This window comes from Klebsiella sp. BIGb0149 (assembly GCF_004362605.1).
GTDB lineage: Bacteria > Pseudomonadota > Gammaproteobacteria > Enterobacterales > Enterobacteriaceae > Klebsiella > Klebsiella terrigena.
Genome location: NZ_SNYG01000003.1, coordinates 193901 through 210158 on the forward strand (window position 1 = coordinate 193901; position 16258 = coordinate 210158).

Annotated in this window: 18 protein-coding genes; 10 read left to right on the forward strand and 8 right to left on the reverse strand. The window is 55.0% G+C overall.

From position 1 onward, the window contains the following. Positions 1–189: 189 nt before the first annotated feature. Positions 190–393, reverse strand: a complete 204-nt coding sequence (gene ydfZ, locus EDF75_RS12680; protein ID WP_133599646.1) for a putative selenium delivery protein YdfZ — start codon at positions 391–393, stop codon at positions 190–192. A 459-nt stretch (positions 394–852) separates the two neighbouring features. Between ydfZ and EDF75_RS12685 the strand changes: the two genes are divergently transcribed. Further along, positions 853–1062 (forward strand): hypothetical protein, encoded by a 210-nt coding sequence (locus EDF75_RS12685; RefSeq protein ID WP_133599647.1) that lies wholly within the window; start codon positions 853–855, stop codon positions 1060–1062. Between the two features lie 326 nt (positions 1063–1388). Here the strand turns inward: EDF75_RS12685 and EDF75_RS27620 are convergent, their stop codons facing one another. Together EDF75_RS27620 and blaTER are read right to left on the reverse strand one after the other, a co-directional pair. After that, a complete protein-coding gene (locus EDF75_RS27620; protein WP_220432782.1) occupies positions 1389–1559 on the reverse strand; it encodes a YnfU family zinc-binding protein in 171 nt (56 codons plus the stop codon). Between the two features lie 319 nt (positions 1560–1878). Beyond that, positions 1879–2733 carry a TER family class A beta-lactamase gene (blaTER, locus tag EDF75_RS12690; protein WP_133599648.1) on the reverse strand — a complete coding sequence of 285 codons (855 nt, stop codon included), beginning with the start codon at positions 2731–2733 and terminating at the stop codon, positions 1879–1881. 281 nt (positions 2734–3014) lie between these two features. Between blaTER and EDF75_RS12695 the strand changes: the two genes are divergently transcribed. Both EDF75_RS12695 and EDF75_RS12700 read left to right on the forward strand, forming a co-directional pair. Then, on the forward strand, positions 3015–3275 hold the full coding sequence (locus EDF75_RS12695; RefSeq protein ID WP_045859573.1) for a hypothetical protein: 261 nt from the start codon (positions 3015–3017) through the stop codon (positions 3273–3275). Positions 3276–3359: 84 nt separating this feature from the next. Further along, positions 3360–4448 carry an AAA family ATPase gene (locus EDF75_RS12700; RefSeq protein ID WP_133599649.1) on the forward strand — a complete coding sequence of 363 codons (1089 nt, stop codon included), beginning with the start codon at positions 3360–3362 and terminating at the stop codon, positions 4446–4448. A 28-nt stretch (positions 4449–4476) separates the two neighbouring features. Here the strand turns inward: EDF75_RS12700 and EDF75_RS12705 are convergent, their stop codons facing one another. Then, entirely contained in the window at positions 4477–5742 is a 1266-nt protein-coding gene (locus tag EDF75_RS12705; protein ID WP_133599650.1) for an MFS transporter, read from the reverse strand. 243 nt (positions 5743–5985) lie between these two features. Continuing rightward, a complete protein-coding gene (locus tag EDF75_RS12710; protein ID WP_133599651.1) occupies positions 5986–9093 on the reverse strand; it encodes a beta-galactosidase in 3108 nt (1035 codons plus the stop codon). Between the two features lie 221 nt (positions 9094–9314). On the opposite strand from EDF75_RS12710, the gene EDF75_RS12715 reads away from it, so the two are divergent. From EDF75_RS12715 to EDF75_RS12725, 3 genes are all read left to right on the forward strand, one after another. Next, positions 9315–10379 carry a LacI family DNA-binding transcriptional regulator gene (locus EDF75_RS12715; protein WP_133599652.1) on the forward strand — a complete coding sequence of 355 codons (1065 nt, stop codon included), beginning with the start codon at positions 9315–9317 and terminating at the stop codon, positions 10377–10379. Between the two features lie 765 nt (positions 10380–11144). Next, a complete protein-coding gene (locus tag EDF75_RS12720; RefSeq protein WP_133599653.1) occupies positions 11145–11555 on the forward strand; it encodes a Spy/CpxP family protein refolding chaperone in 411 nt (136 codons plus the stop codon). Positions 11556–11582: 27 nt separating this feature from the next. Continuing rightward, on the forward strand, positions 11583–11879 hold the full coding sequence (locus EDF75_RS12725) for a glycine zipper 2TM domain-containing protein (RefSeq protein ID WP_243733533.1): 297 nt from the start codon (positions 11583–11585) through the stop codon (positions 11877–11879). A 135-nt stretch (positions 11880–12014) separates the two neighbouring features. Here the strand turns inward: EDF75_RS12725 and EDF75_RS12730 are convergent, their stop codons facing one another. Together EDF75_RS12730 and EDF75_RS12735 are read right to left on the reverse strand one after the other, a co-directional pair. After that, the gene (locus EDF75_RS12730) at positions 12015–12209 is read right to left on the reverse strand and encodes a hypothetical protein (protein ID WP_133599654.1); all 195 of its coding nucleotides are present in this window, start codon (positions 12207–12209) and stop codon (positions 12015–12017) included. A gap of 330 nt (positions 12210–12539) precedes the next feature. Beyond that, positions 12540–13160 (reverse strand): helix-turn-helix transcriptional regulator, encoded by a 621-nt coding sequence (locus EDF75_RS12735; RefSeq protein WP_133599655.1) that lies wholly within the window; start codon positions 13158–13160, stop codon positions 12540–12542. A gap of 559 nt (positions 13161–13719) precedes the next feature. On the opposite strand from EDF75_RS12735, the gene EDF75_RS12740 reads away from it, so the two are divergent. Then, on the forward strand, positions 13720–13938 hold the full coding sequence (locus EDF75_RS12740) for a ParD-like family protein (RefSeq protein ID WP_041145722.1): 219 nt from the start codon (positions 13720–13722) through the stop codon (positions 13936–13938). Then, positions 13919–14698: a type I methionyl aminopeptidase gene (gene map / locus EDF75_RS12745; RefSeq protein ID WP_133599656.1), complete on the forward strand. Its 780-nt coding sequence runs from the start codon at positions 13919–13921 to the stop codon at positions 14696–14698. Before EDF75_RS12740 ends, map begins: the two co-directional genes overlap by 20 nt. Before the next feature lie 60 nt (positions 14699–14758). Here map and EDF75_RS12750 read toward each other — a convergent pair whose 3' ends face one another. Further along, positions 14759–15091, reverse strand: a complete 333-nt coding sequence (locus EDF75_RS12750; protein ID WP_133599657.1) for a winged helix-turn-helix transcriptional regulator — start codon at positions 15089–15091, stop codon at positions 14759–14761. A gap of 111 nt (positions 15092–15202) precedes the next feature. Between EDF75_RS12750 and gstA the strand changes: the two genes are divergently transcribed. Together gstA and EDF75_RS12760 are read left to right on the forward strand one after the other, a co-directional pair. Continuing rightward, the gene (gene gstA, locus EDF75_RS12755) at positions 15203–15847 is read left to right on the forward strand and encodes a glutathione transferase GstA (RefSeq protein WP_133599658.1); all 645 of its coding nucleotides are present in this window, start codon (positions 15203–15205) and stop codon (positions 15845–15847) included. 57 nt (positions 15848–15904) lie between these two features. After that, a complete protein-coding gene (locus EDF75_RS12760; RefSeq protein WP_045858319.1) occupies positions 15905–16114 on the forward strand; it encodes a hypothetical protein in 210 nt (69 codons plus the stop codon). Positions 16115–16258 lie beyond the last annotated feature (144 nt).

The following is a 16258-nucleotide window of genomic DNA, read 5'->3' on the forward strand; positions in this document are numbered from 1 at the left end:
TTTTGCAAAATACTTGCCATATTCAGAGTGGCGCTACAGGGCGACAATGAGTTCATTTGAATACGGGAATGAGGGGGGAATGCGCGTCGGTTAGCCTAAGCCTTGCCTGTGTGAAGAATACGATGATGGGCAGAGACTTTAATTAAATCTGTTTGATTCATGAATGCCGCCTCAGCGGCATTCTTATCGTTAGTGGAAACCGAGGCGAATCAGTTCAACGGGTTCAAACTGGCCTTCACAGCCTTCCACTTCGACGGTTTTACCGCGGCGCAACTGGGCTGGAGTTAACCCATTAGAATGTATGGCAACGATCTTACCTGTTCTACGAGTCCCATTAATCATAACCCGGCTGCCATTGGTAATAGGGTTACGATTACGATCATAAGTGATCATGGTTATTTCTCCTCTTAATGTCTGGGTATAAAAAATCCGCTTAACAATCAGGTCCGTAGTTCACAAGCGGATGTAATACAAATACACCTTTGACATAATGATTTTTTGTTTTTGATCAATGTCACACTTTTTTTCTCCGTTTCCCGGCGAGTGGATTGACCTGCCGGTGACCCGTGCGCCCAGCGTATGACGGCTAAAAATCGCTATCATTTCAATCCGCTACGGCGCGTTTCTTATGCGGCAATCCCGTGAAATAGATTGACGAAATTATTATCTACTGGATAATTTTACTATGTGGTGAATCCCCCTATGCGGAGGGGCGTACTGACCAGGTAATGTCGCAGAAGGTATTGCCAGCTGATGATAACGCGGGTCATAGTCGGTCAGGCAAAGGCTCACCGGGAGGCACCCGGCACCACAGCATTTCTGTAATATTTTATCCCAATGGAAGGGTTGAAAATGATTAAGTTTAATATATCTGCACTGGCTATTTTCCTGCTATCTGGTTGTAGTTCTGATATTGCGATTGCTCCAGCGACAAAGCCTGTTTACAAGCCAATGCCTGAAATAACCCAGTCGGTGACGCCATCGCAACAGCGCGCGATTATGGCTGGTGAGCGGCCTGACTGGTCGGAAAGAACACCGATCAATACAATGAAGCGATATTAATCGACTCTTATTAGTTTAAGGCTGCCCTGCGGCAGCTTTTTTATTTGTGCCGACAGAACGATATTCATTCTGTGGTTGGAAAAAGATGTTTCTTCAGGGCTATTGTGTGGAGCGTTGACGTTGGCATCCGCTGAAGAGGACGGACATGTCGATCGCCCGAAGGGGGCCGCCGCCGGGCGTCCGGCGATATCGGTGATATGGCTGATCAGTTGAAGGGGCCGCCTCAATGAGCCGATCCTGATCCAAAATAAGGTATTGCGCTTGAGCTTTCTATTTACTGAAGCCTGAGAGCGGACTCAAACTTCAGCTGGCGGGTCATCAATCAGTTATTTGATTGGTTTACTTTCAGAAGGAAGGAAAATATTGCCGCAGTAGGGGCAGATTAATGTTATATCGTTTTTAATTCTCGACAGGCTATGCATTGACTGGCGAGAGCAGTGCGGGCAGGTACTTTTTAACGGTCGCAATGTATGTACCTTATCTTTGAGAATAGACATGATATTTGTCCTGGTGAGCGGTTACTAACCATATACCATTGGAGAGAAAATAGCTTGCTTTATAACCACCTATTTTTTGCGGTTACTGAAAACTTAAATGTGCAGTACGGCAGCGAAGAACTGACTCCCTATAGATGTAATGTAATAAAAAATAATGATTTACATAACTTTCCAGATTGGCGGACTCGGCTTAAACCTGCTGACTGTTGAGCAGACGCGTCCACGTCGTGGCGCGGGCAGCAGTCATATGCCCGTTATGCTCGCCAGGCGCGACGGGCGTCCGTTGGCCGCTGCCGCCTCGCCAGCGACAGCGCCTGCCTTACCAGTGCTTAACCAGCGTCTCGCCGATCCCGGCAATCTGCCGGTTCCGCTCTTTCATCGAGGCCTCGGTGCCGGTTAAATAAATAATAACGATGCGTGCGGGCTGCCCGTCCGGGCCGAGGGCGGCGATAATACCGCGCGACCCGCGGTTGCCCGCGCCGGTTTTGTCAGCGATAAACCAGCCGTGCGGCAGCGTCGAGCGCAGCAGCGGGCCGGCGACCTTATCGTCAACCATCCAGCTGCGCAGCTGCTGTCGCGATGCGGCGGAGAGCACGCTCCCGGTGAGCAGATTGCGCAAGGTTTTTGCCATCGCCTGCGGAGTGGTGGTATCACGCGCGTCGCCGGGCAGGGCCTCGTTAAGCTCGGTCTCCCAGCGGTCGAGGCGCGAAGTCTGGTCTCCGCTGCGGCGCAGGAAGGCGGTCAACCCCTTCGGGCCGCCGACGCTCGCCAGCAGCAGGTTAGCGGCGGTGTTATCGCTAAGAGTGATTGCCGCAGCGCATAGCCCGGCTACCGTCATGCCGTCGGCGAGATGCTTTTCGGTCACCGGGGAGTAGTCAACCAGATCCTGCTGACGGTAGCGGACGCGGCGGTCGAGCTTCTCCTCTCCGGCATCCACGCGCGCCAGTACCGCCGCACAGAGCGGCACTTTAAAGGTGCTCATCATCGGGAAACGCTCGCCGGGGCGATAGCTTGCCAGCAGCCGGCCGCTGGCTAAATCCAGCTCCGCGTAACCTACTCTGGCCTTGAGCTGGCGCTCAGCGGCTTTGACCTGGTTTACCGTCGCGTCATGAGCCCGGGCGGGCAGGGCGAATAGGGCGAGCAGGAGGAGCGGGGCAAAAAGAGAGTGGCGCATTTTGGTGACTGTTCCTTAGTTTTTATTTCTTCACGCTGCTATGGGCGCAGCCCGCACCTGAAAATAATGCGAAATAAGAGTTGTGAAGATTCACAATTTCTCTTTTTTCCTTCATCATTCGTCAGCTTTTAGTCGCAATAATCAATACTTAGCTCAGTATAAGAAAGAGTTTTTTTATTTAAGGCCGGTATGAACTATAAGAATGTACTGAAGGTAGCGTTATTGCTACCAGCGGTCGGCTATCGAACGTTAATCATTGACCCCAATCCGGGAGGAACATGGTGGACCCGCTAATTAAGGTCATGCTGGTGGGGGGCAAGGCGGATGGCCTACTGGTCAGCGTCGCCGATACCGCGACGGAACTTTCCGTCACCGCCGCGCAATATGGCGCGAAATCCGGGCAGCCGCTGAGCTATCGGATCGTGTCGCAGACTATCGATAATGAGCGTTACTTTTTTGGCGTGTTTAGCGATACTCATGACGACACGGATAAACTAACCAGAGTTGCGCTGACCCGGGGTATGAAGAAATCGCTGTGCTGAGCCTGCGCCGGACGGCCGATCGTCGTCCGCTCAGGCGGCGTTTTCCCGGCGGCAGCAAATGATTTCGCGATCTTAGGGAGCTCCATGATCCACCATCTGCGCATACAAAATTTCAGATCGGTAAGGGATATCGAACTGGATCTGGGGGCGCTGAATATCGTCTTCGGGCCGAACGGCTGCGGCAAGTCCAATATCTACAAGGCCATCCATCTGCTCACCGCCTCAGCTGACGGCAAATTTTCCAGCTATATCAGCGATGAAGGCGGCCTCGAAAACATCATGTGGTCGGGAAAGAGCGCGCCCACGGCCCGCTACCCGAAGCGGCTGCAGATCGCCTGCCTGACGGAACAGTTCGACTATGAGCTGCAGGTCGGATTTCCGGAAAAGCTGCCGTATCCCACCCAGTTCATGCTCGATCCGATTGTGAAAGAGGAGTCTATCTGGCTGGCCGGCTTCTCCCGCCGCCCCTCGGCCAGAGTGCTGCAGCGTAAAAATCAGGCGGCGTTTCTGATTGACGTAAACGGCGAGAAAAACACCTTTACCGAAGCTATCTACGAGAATGAATCGATCTTCGGCCAGCTTGGTGAACCGCACCGCTTCCCGGAAATATCCCGGGTCCGGGAGACCATGCGCCAGTGGCGCTTTTATCACGAATTCAATATTGGCCGCCACTCCGCACTGCGCCATCCGGCGGTGGGCTATCGCTCGCTGGTGCTGGATAGCGACGGGCACAACCTGGCCGCCGCGTTTCAGACCATTGTCGAAATTGGCGCCGTGGAGCTGCTGCACGAAATCCTCGAGAGCGCCTTTCCGGAGTGCCGTTTCTTCTGTGAAAATGAAAATTCGCGCTTTTCGATAAAGATGCGCCGCGACGGCATTTACCGGCCGCTGCTGGCGGCGGAAATGTCTGACGGCACCCTGCGCTTTCTGTGCCTGGCGGTGGCGCTGCTGAGCCCAAGGCCGCCGGCATTTCTGGCGATTAACGAGCCGGAAAACAGCCTGCACCGGCAGATGTTCCCGGCGCTGGCGCGGCTGATCGTTGAAGCATCGCGCTATAGCCAAATCTGGCTGACCAGCCACTCGGCGGAGCTGACCGAGCTCATCTCGTCGCTGGCGGAAAGCCAAATTTACGAACTGGAAAACAGCGGCGGCGAGACCCGGATCAGGCGCTGAAAGCCCGCCGTGCGGCGGGCGTTATGCCTCAGACGGCGTTGTTATATCCCGGGGCCGGCAGCAGGGTTTTGCTGCCTTTGAGGGTAAACAGCGAAATAAGCGTAAAGCACAGCGTAATCGATCCGAGGATCAGATAGGCCTGATGGAATCCCACCGTGTCGTACATGCGTCCCACCCACGCCGACAGCACCACGCCGGAGAGCTGTTTTGATAAGTTAAAGCCGATCAGGAACAGGGTGGCGGAGAGCTTCGGGTTAAAGGCGGAAGAGATATATTTGAAGGTGCCGACCAGCAGGAACGGAACTTCAAACATATGCAGCATTTTTAATATCACCACTTCGACCGCGCTGGTGGCGAATGAGGAACCGAGAATGCGCACCGACATAATTATCCCCGCGGTCAGCAGCGCATTTTTCGCCCCGATGCGGTTAACAATCGCCGGAGCGCAGAACATAACCAGCGCATTCAGCAGCTCGCCGCCGGTGGTGACAAAACCAAAGACTTCGGTTCCGCGCTGCGGGCTGGAGAAGAAGCCTTTAAAGAAGTTAGCAAACTGCTGATCGAAGACGTCATAAACGCTGGCAACGCCGACCACGTAGATAATAAATCCCCAGAACCGCGGCATGCGCAGCAGCTCGGCGGCAACGCGCAGCGAGAAGGCCTGGCGGTTGGCGCCCAGCGCGTCCATCACCTGGGCGCTGTTGCTGCTTTCCGGACGAGAAAACCACAGCAGCACGCCGAGTGCCAGCGCGAAGCCTGAGGCAATCCAGAAGGTAATATTCGGGTCGATGCCAAACAGGATCCCGGTAATCGACGCGCAGATAGCCCAGCCGACGCAGCCGGCTACGCGCACCTTGCCGTATTCAAACCGGTTGGCGCGGCTGACGCGTTCGATATAGGCCTCGACCGCACCGGAGCCGCTGGAAAAGACGATCCCCAGATAGACGCCGCCCACCAGCGCACCGACGAAAATATTCATCTGCAGCAGCGGCGAAAAGACGAATATAAAGAACGGGGCGAACAGAATTAATAACACCACGATTGTCCACAGCAGATGCTTGCGCAGTCCGAGCTTGTCAGAGATCAGGCCAAATATCGGTTGGCAGATAATGGCGAACAGCGAAATTGAGGAGAAGACGATCCCGGTTTCCGTTTTGGTTAAATGGTTAACGTCCGCCAGCCACACCGGGAAAAAGGGGAAATAGGCCGACATAATGAAGTAATAGAAGAAAAAGAACAGCATGAAATAGATAAAGTTATGCCGTTCTCGCGGCGCGAGTTCAGAGAATTTCATAAAGAGATTCCATTTTTATTATGCCTGTAGGGTTGGGGCGTGACGCCCCGTTTATACCGCTCATACTTCAGGTTGCATGTGCGCTGCTTTTCCTCGCTCATCCCCACCGCTGACGTCGGTAAGCCGTCGGGATCCCTGCCTGCAACTCGAATTATTCCGGGTTTATACCGTTATGAACCAGGCGGCCGGCGGGCGATTCGCTTGCTGAATCACCCGCGGCGTAGCCCGATTATTCCGGGTTTATTACTGGAAATGAATGCTTATCTGATACTGCCACTGCGTCTCCTGCAGCAGCCACTGCGGCAGAACGCTCGGGGTCCAGGAGTCATCGCCGCCGACGCCCATATGCCGGCCGTCGAGGGTGATCCAGACGCCGCTCTCCGGGCGCATCAGGTGCCAGTGGTCGGTCGCCATCAGCTGCGCGGTACCGTAGGGTTGCACCGAGAAGTGGAAGTTGCCCGCGACGTGCCAGCGTCCCCAGTCCAGCGCTTTGCTATCGCAGCGCAGGCCGTTCTCGGTGGGGAAGATGTACGGCGTGCTCATCTCCGCAAGGGGCAGCTGCCAGCGGGAGAACTCCGCGCTGCTGCGGCGATCCGGGTAGTTTTCATGCGGGCCGTAGCCGAGCCACGAGACCGGCTGCTGCTGATCGGCGACCTGGAAGTTGAGGCCGACTCGCGGCAGCGGCGGCAGGGTACCGGCGCGCTCGCCGTCCACCGCCAGGTGTAAGCGGCCTTCGCTATCAAAGGTCATACGCCAGCTGCTGACGATGACCACTTCATCGCCGCGCAGGTAGTGCCAGCGGCTGTCGATGACCACCTCATGGGCCAGACGCTGGGCTTCGCAGCGAACGCAGCGCGCTTCAAGGTCGTACAGCCCGGCGCTTTTCCAGCGCTCAACCCAGGCGTTAGGGTCAATGCGTTCGACTTCGCTGACGCCGATATCGTTATCCAGCGGGGCGCGAACAAACTGGTCGCGCAGCGGGGTCAGCAGCTGCTCCACGCCGTCGGCGCGCCACTGGCTGAGCAGCCCGCTTTGCCGATCGACGGTCCACTGCTGCGATCCCAGGCTAACGACGTAGATCGACTCATCGATCTCCAGCGTCGGCGCGCTGCCGGCAGGCGCCGGTTTGGCGAGCGCCAGCGGGGCGGCGAGGGCAAACTGCTGCCAGGCGACGCGGTGTTCGGCCGGCGACCAGGCGGTAGCCTGCGGCTGAACCACCTCCAGCAGCAGCCAGACCTCTTTTGCTCCCGCAGGCAGGGTCAGGGTATCGCACAGCGTCAGCTCCGCCTCGCCCTGCGGGATGAGATCGAGGGCGGTGCTGCCGCTGGCGACGGTTTCGCCCGCTGACTGCACCTGCCAGCGCAGTTCTTCATTATTTGTCGCGTGGAACAGGTATTCACTATTGACGCTGACCCGCAGCGGCGACTGAGCCAGCAGCGCGAACTGGAAGAACTGCTGGGCGTGTTTGGCCTCGATGAGCGACGGGTGCGGGCGGCGGTCGGGGAAAACCAGCCCGTTCATGCAGAACTGACGGTCGTTGGGTTTATCGCCAAAATCACCGCCGTAGGCCCAGCCGGTGCTGCCGTCTTCGAAGGTTTTGCTAATAGCCTGATCTGCCCAGTCCCAGATGAAACCGCCCTGCAGGCGTGGATATTCGCGGAACGCCTGCCAGTAGTCGGCGAAGTTGCCCAGGCTATTGCCCATGGCGTGCGCGTATTCACAGAGGATCAGCGGGCGCTGCTCGCCCGGCATGCTGATCCACTTTTTGATGCCCCATTTCGGCACCGCCGGAATGAGCTGATCGCGCTCAACGCGGGCGTACATCGGGCAGATAATATCGGTGGCGCTGCTATCCGCTCCGCCACCTTCATACTGCACCGGCCGCGAAGGATCGTTGCGCTTGAGCCAGTGATAGAGGGCTTGATGGTTGTCGCCGCCGCCGGATTCATTGCCCAACGACCAGATAATAATCGACGGATGGTTGCGGTTGCTTTGCACCATTCGCGTCACGCGGGCGCTAAACGCCGGCAGCCACGACGGGTCGTCGGAAAGGCGGTTCATCGGCACCATGCCGTGGGTTTCGATATTGGCCTCATCGACCACGTACAGTCCGTAGCGGTTGCAGAGTTCGTACCAGCGGGAGACGTTCGGATAGTGCGAGCAGCGCACGGCGTTAAAGTTGTTCTGCTTCATCAGCAGGATATCCTGCAGCATATCCTCTTCGGTCACCACCTGGCCGCGCTGGTGATGGTGCTCATGGCGGTTAACGCCGCGGATCAGCAGCGGTTTGCCGTTAAGCAGCAAAAGCCCGTTACTTATTTCGACCCGGCGGAAACCGATGTCCCAGGCTTCCGCTTCAATCAGCCGATCGCCTTGCCACAGCGAGACCACCGCGCGGTAGCAGTGCGGCGTTTCGGCACTCCACAGCGCCGGGCGCTCGACCGCCAGGGTCAGGCTGGCCCGTTCGGCATAGTTACCGCGCTCGTCGATGACCGGCGAGCCGGGGCGCTGGCGGATGCTGGCAACCTGTTTATCTCCTTGCCACAGGCTGACTTCGGCGATCAGCGCCTCGAGCTCCCCGGCAGGCGCGGCAATGGTCAGATCCACGGCCAGCTCGCCGTCGCGGTACAGCGCGTCCAGCCGTGGGGTCAGCTGGACGTCGCTCAGGTGCTGATGGGGCTTGTTGAGCAGCCACACCGAACGGAAAATGCCGCTCATGCGCCACATATCCTGATCTTCCAGCCAGCTTCCGGCGCTCCAGCGCATCACCATCACGCACAGGCGGTTATCGCCCGGCTGCAGGTACGGCGAGAGGTCAAATGCGGCGGGAAGGCGGCTGTCCTGAGAGTAGCCGACCCACTCGCCGTTGCACCACAGGTGGAAGGCCGAGTTCACGCCGTCGAAGATCGCCTGGGTCTGGCCCTCCGCCAGCCACTGCGGATCAACGGTAAAGGTCAGCGAGTAGCAGCCCGTCGGGTTGTCGTCCGGCACGCGCGGTGGCGTGGTGTCGATAGGATAGCGGACGTTGGTATAAATCGGCGCGTCGTAGCCTTCCATTTGCCAGTTTGAGGGAACCTGAGTGCTGCGGCTGTCCGGCAGATCGGCGTCGATCCAGCTGGCGTCAACGGCAAACGGGCTGCGGGCGTAGGAAAACTGCCACCGTCCGTCCAGCAGACGACGGCGATCGCCGGGCAGATTGTCGCGCGCGTCGGCGATATTTCGCCAGCTGGCAAAGGTCGGGTGGGCCGCCAGGCGGTTAAGGTGAGTAATGGTCTGGTTTTGCCAATCTTCACGGGCCAGCACTTCGTGGAACAGCGGAGAGCGGGCGGCGGTTGAGTCGTGTTGTTGCATACGCATACCTGACGGATAAGTGAAGGAAATGTCATTCGCTAGACAAGAATGAATGTGTTATCAGATATTTTTCCTTGTGCCGCAATATCGTTGGAAATGAAACCCATTAACGATCACGAAATGGCGGAGTTATGGCTGATTTTTGTCGTGAATTAGACATAAAATGTTAGCGCAATACATTTAATCAATACCTACTGAATTTTGGCGACCAGGAGAGGACTATGCAGAGGCGTTCGGCAACCTTAGATGATGTGGCGAAAGAGGCCGGAGTCTCTCAGCAGACGGTCTCCCGGGTGCTGAATAACCCGGACGTGGTCTCTGACCGCACCCGCGACAAGGTGATTCGCGCGATGCAGGCGCTGCACTATGTGCCTAACCGCTCCGCTCAGCTGCTGGCGGGGAAGGCGGCGCCGTCCATAGGGCTGATCACCGCCTCGTTGACGCTGCATGCGCCATCGCAAATTGCCGCGGCGGTGAAGCTGCATGCCGGAATGCACCGGCTGGAGGTGTCGATAGCCATGCCGGAACAGACCGACTATGCCTCGCTGCAGGCGCGGCTGGACGAGTTTCGCGCCCAGCATATCCGCGGGGCCATCGTCAGCCTGCCGCTGGAGAGCAGCACCGCCGAGCGTCTGGCCGCCGAGAACCCCGATATCTCCTGCCTGTTTCTCGACGTCGCTCCCGAAACCGAGGTTTCCTGCGTGCGCTTCGATCACCGTGACGGCTGCGGCGCCTGCGTGCGTCATCTGTGGGAATCCGGGCACCGGGAGTTTGGCCTGCTGGCGGGGCCGGAGAGCTCTATTTCTGCGCGAATGCGCCTCGGCAGCTGGCGCGAGGCGCTGCATCGTCTGGGCATCAGCAGGGAGGTGACGGTCTTCGGCGACTGGAGCGCGGCCAGCGGCTGGCAAAAGACCTTTGAACTGCTGCACCTTCAGCCGCGGATCAGCGCTATCGTGGTGGCCAACGATCAGATGGCGCTGGGGGTGCTCAGCGCGCTGGCGCAGCTTAACCGCACCGGCAGCAGCGCCATCTCGGTAACCGGCTACGACGATACCGCCGATAGCCTCTACTTCCAGCCGCCGCTGACCACCGTCGCGCAGAATTTCGATCTGCTGGGGAAAAGGGCCGTGGAGCTGCTGGCTCAGCAGATGGCGACGCCGCAGATGCGGATTCGCGAACTTCTGCCCACCACGCTGATTGTGCGCCAGTCTACCTGGGCTTACGGCGCCGAGCCGGCCCGCGATCCGCTGATCGCTCAGCTCAAAACGCTGGTGGAAAAGCTTTAAGCCGGTTGGTTTAAGCTTCATTGAAGTAGAGGGTGCTAAGGTGCGCGACAGGCGTAAAGAAAGATGGACTCTTTTTTTGCGTACAATGCAAAACACAATCTATCCATGCAAGCATTTATTTACCGCCATTTCACTGGCGGTTTTTTTTCGCCCGCACTTTGCCCACGCGGTGTCCACGCCGCCCGGGCGTATTTTATTTAACTCTACCATTTGCTTGCTTATTAGCCGATTACCGGAATAAACGCTTTGTTTTTGCAGCAGGCGGTGCGCCGGCCTTCCCGGGCGAGAGTTTTCAACCCAGCATAAAATGCTGTGAGGCCACGTGCGGCCGGAAGCCTGGCGCGCTTCCCTCTGCGGCTATCCTCGCGGATGCTGCCGGCGGGCGACAATATAGCCGGGGCTGAGTTGTCGAATCTTATATTCTGCCCTCCTCGCAGGGCTAAGAGCCTATCCCATTAGGGATATTTTACTTGCCATTTTGAACCCAAACTGGCTTCGCCAATTACGCCTGGTGGAACAGGCTCTAAATACCGCTTCGGCGATAATTGCATAATATCTGCACCCGTAACGGGCGCAATAAGAGAACGGCGCCGTCAGGCCTCAGGCGCGCGGTTGCGGAACTCATAATTACCATCAATAGATGTAGTGCAATCAATATAATCAAATAATTAATTGTCCAGATTTAAATTTAACCCTTTGTTACAGATGGAGTTTGTTATTCCGATGATAATTCAGATTCTTTTACAACATTAAGGATAATCTTTCGTGAATAAATTTGTGCGTACTACCCTGATTGCCGTTGCCATTACCACCGGTTTCTCCGCCGCCGCTCAGGCTGCCAGCGCGAGCGAGGTTCCGCCGGTATCACAGGACCCGGTGGTTCAGCATCTTAAATTAAGCAATGAGCAGGTGACTAAAATAAAGGCGCTGCATCAGGAATTTGAAACCAACGTGAATAATATCAAAATTGACGGTTTCAAAGAGGGCGCGCTGGTGGAGACCATTCAGTCCGGGAAATGGGACGATGCAAAAGTGAAGCAGCAGCTGGCGGCCTTTAGTCAGCTCGATCGGCAGGTTCGCTACTACCGCGTAAAATACTATTTTGGCGTCAATCAGGTTCTGACGGCGGACCAGCGCGCCCAGGTTAAAAAAGATCTCAGCGAAGCGCTTAATTAATCTGCTGCCGCCGGCAGCAAAACGGTGGTGGAGTATGGCGTTGTGCAGCAGAGCCAGATTATCAGCAGCCAAACGCGCTCCCACCCTCTGCGTACCGTCGCTGCCGGGGCGCCAGGGGGCGTAGTGGGCCATCAGTTTGGTAACGGTAAAGGACAAACCGCCATGACCGCCGCGGGCGCGGTGGCCGGAGCCGGGGTTTCTCGTCATCGGCAAAGCCAGCAGCAGGCCGTTCAGCAGGTTGACGGCAGCCTGACCTTTAGTCAGGGCGATAAGGTTCGCGTTTTGACGTCCGGGAGCAACATCCGAGTCGATAAATCCGTGTAGTTAACGGTCCGGGCCGTCGCCCGTGCGAAAAAACGTCCTCTGGTACCGGCAGCAGAGGGCGGCTTCAGGCCGTCGCTCGTCGGGCCGTTAGCGACGGGCTAAAATTCACCGAACCCACGCTCTTCGTTGTTAACCCTATCTGTTTACTCTATTAACCAGGGGATTGATGCGCCCGACCGCGCCATGCTGTTTGCTCAGGCAGGTCAGCATCACGCTATCGGACCACTGGCATTTACTGCGCCCGCGATGGGTTGACGATGAGTTAAATAAAGCGCTGATAAGAAGCCCGACAAAAAGGGTGAGCAGCGGGAATGCGAGCGAGGTTTTCACTTTATAACTGTCCTGGCGGTCAATGCGATATTCAGTACCCTACACTAAAAATGTGACAGTTATCCCATTTATGTTTTATATGACCGACCCGGCAGCCCGCTGCGCAGGTGCCGGATCGTCTTTCGCCAGCTGTGAATGCGGTTTGCTGCTGAAAAATATGCTACTGGTGGCGGGGGGAGCCATATGGCATTGCGCTGGGGCATTGGGTTGATACGCCATCCAACCCCTCGGCATCTTGCCGGAAGGAGTAAAAATGTTTCTGAGCGTCTATTCTCTGCTCCTGAATACATTTAAAGGTTTAGCGCAAGGGGAAAAGTGGTCAGGCAATGGCTATTTTTTCTTTATAAAAGCGTGGGCGAACTTGTTGAATTCTTGCTTGTTGCTAATTCTAAATTTTATCATAATATTTTGTTTGTGCGAGAAAACCGTCTTATAGTTCATTTCCAATGCCTTTGCGATGTCAAGATTGTCAAGTCCGGCATTGGTGGCGTGTATGATTTTTAATTGGACAGGAGTAATTGATTTACACTGGCAGTTAATGCAGCGCCTGAGCTTGTTCAATAAAAACTCATCGTTACCAGTGGTTAATGGGATTCGTCTCAGGTGTTGAAATATCTTTTTCGTAATCCGAGGGATAATGTCTTTCGAATAAAGGAAGACTGCACTGTTAATGCAGTTAGGTAATATTCCGGCAGGGATTTCTTTTTTCTGTGGGTGAAATATAAAGGTTGTTGCCTGATTGCTTTGATTGTTCAGAATGTCATGGCATAAAAAATATTCACCCACAACCATTTCAGTAAAAATAAAATCTGCGCTGGCTGCAGTCTGTGGGCTGTACTGTTCATGGAAGCATAGATAGTTCCCCTCCATGTTAGCAAAAATATCTTTGATCAGGTGTCTGAGGCCGATTTTTAAATAGGAGTTGTGAGTGTGAATTAAAATGTTGATCATTAGGGGTTCGCAATAAATAATAAGCAAGTTTCAGTCTTGGTCAGGTTTGAAAATTAAAATAAAATCGCTCGTTATAGTTAAATGATATTTGATTGATTTCTGCTTAAACCGAGTTGTTAAGATATTTCACATTCTGGTGATTTGCAATAGTCGCTCTAAAAATGAGAATGACTCATCATTTTGTGAGAAAAATCCTATTTAACAGCGGATTAAAAAGCATGGTTTTATTTTTTCGTTTTTTTTTAAACAAAATCCCATCATCTCATTCATCAATGAAATTTTAGTGTTAGCGCCTGGCTATCTGCTGACAGTGTCAGAATGATGAGTGTGCAGGTGAATCCTGGGTGAGCGTCGATTAAAAAAGGATGGAGATGAACGATCTTCCGACCGTTTTATCATGGCTGTGTGTAAAATATTGAAATATATCGCTTTTAATGCTATTCGATGGCCGGCGATCCGCCGCATCCGTGGCAAACAGTTTGAGCATGAGGGCCTAAGCACGTGACTTCAGCTGCCAGAAAGCATACGATACGTATATGTTTTATTACGGTGTATATATATGGGAATCGTAAAAATTTCAGATCTGCTGCATGACGATATCCGCGATGCCAGCCGGGCCATGTCGCGGTCGGTGAACGCTCAGGCCGAATACTGGATCCGCGTGGGGATGATGAGCGAGCTCTATCCCGAGCTTAACCATCAGCAGATTAAGCTGCTGATGCTCAAATCAGGGTCCGACCGCCTGCTGGAGGTGATTAATGCCATCCATTCCCATTAAGACCGTCGAAGAGCTGGCTCTACAGCGCCATGCCGGGGAACTGTTAGCCGCCGTTTTTGACATGCTGGACGCGTTTATTCAGCCGGGCGTCACCACGATGGAGATTAACAATCGCGCCGAGGATTTCATCGTCAACCAGCTGCACTCCCGGCCCGCCAGCAAGGGGCAGTATGATTACCCCTACGTGCTGAACACCTCCATCAACGAGGTCGTGTGCCACGGGATGCCGAAGGAGACGGAGCGCCTGAAATCAGGGTCGATTGTTAACGTCGATATTACGCTTGAGAAGAACGGGCTGATTGCGGACTCCAGCAAAATGTACCTGATCGGCGACGTTTCTCCGCTCGCTCGCCGGCTGGTGAAAACGACCTATGAAGCGATGTGGAAGGGGATCAGGGTCGTGAAACCCGGCGCCACGCTGGGTGATATTGGCCATGCGATTCAATCCCATGTTGAGAAGAATGGCTACAGCGTCGTCAGGGAGTACTGCGGCCACGGCGTGGGCAAAGAGATGCATGAAGACCCGCAGGTGCTGCACTATGGTAAACCCGGCGAAGGGGTCGTTTTGCAGCAGGGAATGGTCTTTACCATCGAGCCGATGGTCAACCAGGGCGACAGCAAAACGAAGCTTAAGAAAGATGGCTGGACGGTGGTGACCCGCGATAAGAAGCTCTCGGCGCAATGGGAGCACACCATCGCGGTGACCGACACCGGCTTTGAGGTCCTGACCCTGCGCCAGGGGGAAGAGCGGCAGCTTTGACAGGCCCGCTCCGCCGACCGCCTCATCGATAAGAGACGGTCGGCGAGGAACTGGGTCTCGTCAGCAGTTCGTCGGATCCTGCTTTTGCTTCAGCCACAGCCCCAGCTCCTTAACGACCTCGACCACTTTTACCAGCCTGAGACCGTCGGCCGTCAGGTTGTAAACAACCTTAACCGGCACTTCAGGATAAACGGTACGCTGCACGACGCCGGCCTCTTCTAACGCCCTGAGATCCATGGTGAGCATCCGCTGAGATATGGCGGGGATATCGCGACGGAGGTCGCTAAACCTTTTCGGCTTTTCCAGCAGGTACGACACAATAAGTAAACGCCAGCGGCCGCCTATGAGATTCATCGCAACTTCGACGGAACAGCCGGAGATAACGTCTTTCATATTAATACTCAGTATAATTTATGTACCTACACTACAATAATGTGCCTTCTTTAAAGTATCAACTAACTTTGTTAACCTCGCGCTATACTTAAACGGTGAGGGTGTTATTGCATGAAACTTTATTATTCTCCGGGCAGCTGCTCGCTTTCTCCCCATATTGCTTTACGTGAAGCGGGTCTTGATTTTGAGCTTATTCGCGTTGATACCAAAACCCATACCTGGGGCGCCGGGAATAACTATTATGATATTAATCCGCTGGGCTATGTCCCGGCATTAGAGACCGCCGACGGGGATATATTCAGAGAGGGCGTCACGCTTATTCAATATATTGCTGATTTAGCGCCCGACGCCGGACTGGCTCCTGCCAGCGGCACCCTCGCGCGCTATCGCCTCGAAGAGTGGCTGGTTTTTTTAAATAGTGAAATTCATAAAGCCTTTATTCCCCTCTTTTATAGCGAGCACGGTGGGGCCTATATCAATATTGCGCGCGAGAAGCTGCTTTCGCGTTTTGCGTGGCTCGACCAGCAGCTGGCGGATAAAGCATTTATCACCGGAGCGCAGTTCTCGATTGCCGACGGCTATCTGTTCGCGCTGGTTGGCTGGGCGCAGGCGGAGTGGCTGATATCGGTTTATAACCTGGATATTGACCTGACGGATTATAAAAACATTGCCGCATGGTACCAGCGGGTGCTGGCGAGACCGGCGGTCCGCCAGGCGTTAAAGGAGGAGGGAATCGACTTCCTGCCCCTCATATAATACCGCCCGCTTCCTGTGCTATTATGGCGCTCCACCAACGCTTATAGGGATAAAAGGATGTTAGAACAATATTTTGGTAATGCTGCCACGGCAGAAGAGAAGAAACGACTCCTTGCCGTCCAGGCCGCCTTAGAAATCTCGAAAGCCGCCGTCTCTTCATCAACCGCGAATTCAGGGATCCGCAGCCAGATGGATCTGCGCAACGTGGCGCAGGAAGTGGCTTCATTAGCTGACGCTATTCAGGATGCGCTCGAAGAGAGCGAGTAAACCCGGAGTGGGTTAAGCAGCCCTCAAGGCATAAGCCCCCTGGCGTATCGGCAGCAGGGGGCCTTCACAAAACAGTCTTCCTGCCCGTGGGGAAGCGACCTTAGCCAGCATCGCCTGGTTGAAATCAAAATTATTACGCAATAG

Bases quoted from the DNA above. Each gene is read 5' to 3' on its own strand.
- EDF75_RS12700 (WP_133599649.1), top strand. From the start codon at position 3,360: ATGATCCACCATCTGCGCATACAAAATTTCAGATCGGTAAGGGATATC.
- EDF75_RS12685 (WP_133599647.1), top strand. From the start codon at position 853: ATGATTAAGTTTAATATATCTGCACTGGCTATTTTCCTGCTATCTGGT.
- blaTER (WP_133599648.1), bottom strand. From the start codon at position 2,733: ATGCGCCACTCTCTTTTTGCCCCGCTCCTCCTGCTCGCCCTATTCGCC.
- ydfZ (WP_133599646.1), bottom strand. From the start codon at position 393: ATGATCACTTATGATCGTAATCGTAACCCTATTACCAATGGCAGCCGG.
- EDF75_RS12760 (WP_045858319.1), top strand. From the start codon at position 15,905: ATGTTAGAACAATATTTTGGTAATGCTGCCACGGCAGAAGAGAAGAAA.
- gstA (WP_133599658.1), top strand. From the start codon at position 15,203: ATGAAACTTTATTATTCTCCGGGCAGCTGCTCGCTTTCTCCCCATATT.
- map (WP_133599656.1), top strand. From the start codon at position 13,919: ATGCCATCCATTCCCATTAAGACCGTCGAAGAGCTGGCTCTACAGCGC.
- EDF75_RS12735 (WP_133599655.1), bottom strand. From the start codon at position 13,160: ATGATCAACATTTTAATTCACACTCACAACTCCTATTTAAAAATCGGC.
- EDF75_RS12715 (WP_133599652.1), top strand. From the start codon at position 9,315: ATGCAGAGGCGTTCGGCAACCTTAGATGATGTGGCGAAAGAGGCCGGA.
- EDF75_RS27620 (WP_220432782.1), bottom strand. From the start codon at position 1,559: ATGTCTATTCTCAAAGATAAGGTACATACATTGCGACCGTTAAAAAGT.
- EDF75_RS12705 (WP_133599650.1), bottom strand. From the start codon at position 5,742: ATGAAATTCTCTGAACTCGCGCCGCGAGAACGGCATAACTTTATCTAT.
- EDF75_RS12740 (WP_041145722.1), top strand. From the start codon at position 13,720: ATGGGAATCGTAAAAATTTCAGATCTGCTGCATGACGATATCCGCGAT.
- EDF75_RS12750 (WP_133599657.1), bottom strand. From the start codon at position 15,091: ATGAAAGACGTTATCTCCGGCTGTTCCGTCGAAGTTGCGATGAATCTC.
- EDF75_RS12710 (WP_133599651.1), bottom strand. From the start codon at position 9,093: ATGCAACAACACGACTCAACCGCCGCCCGCTCTCCGCTGTTCCACGAA.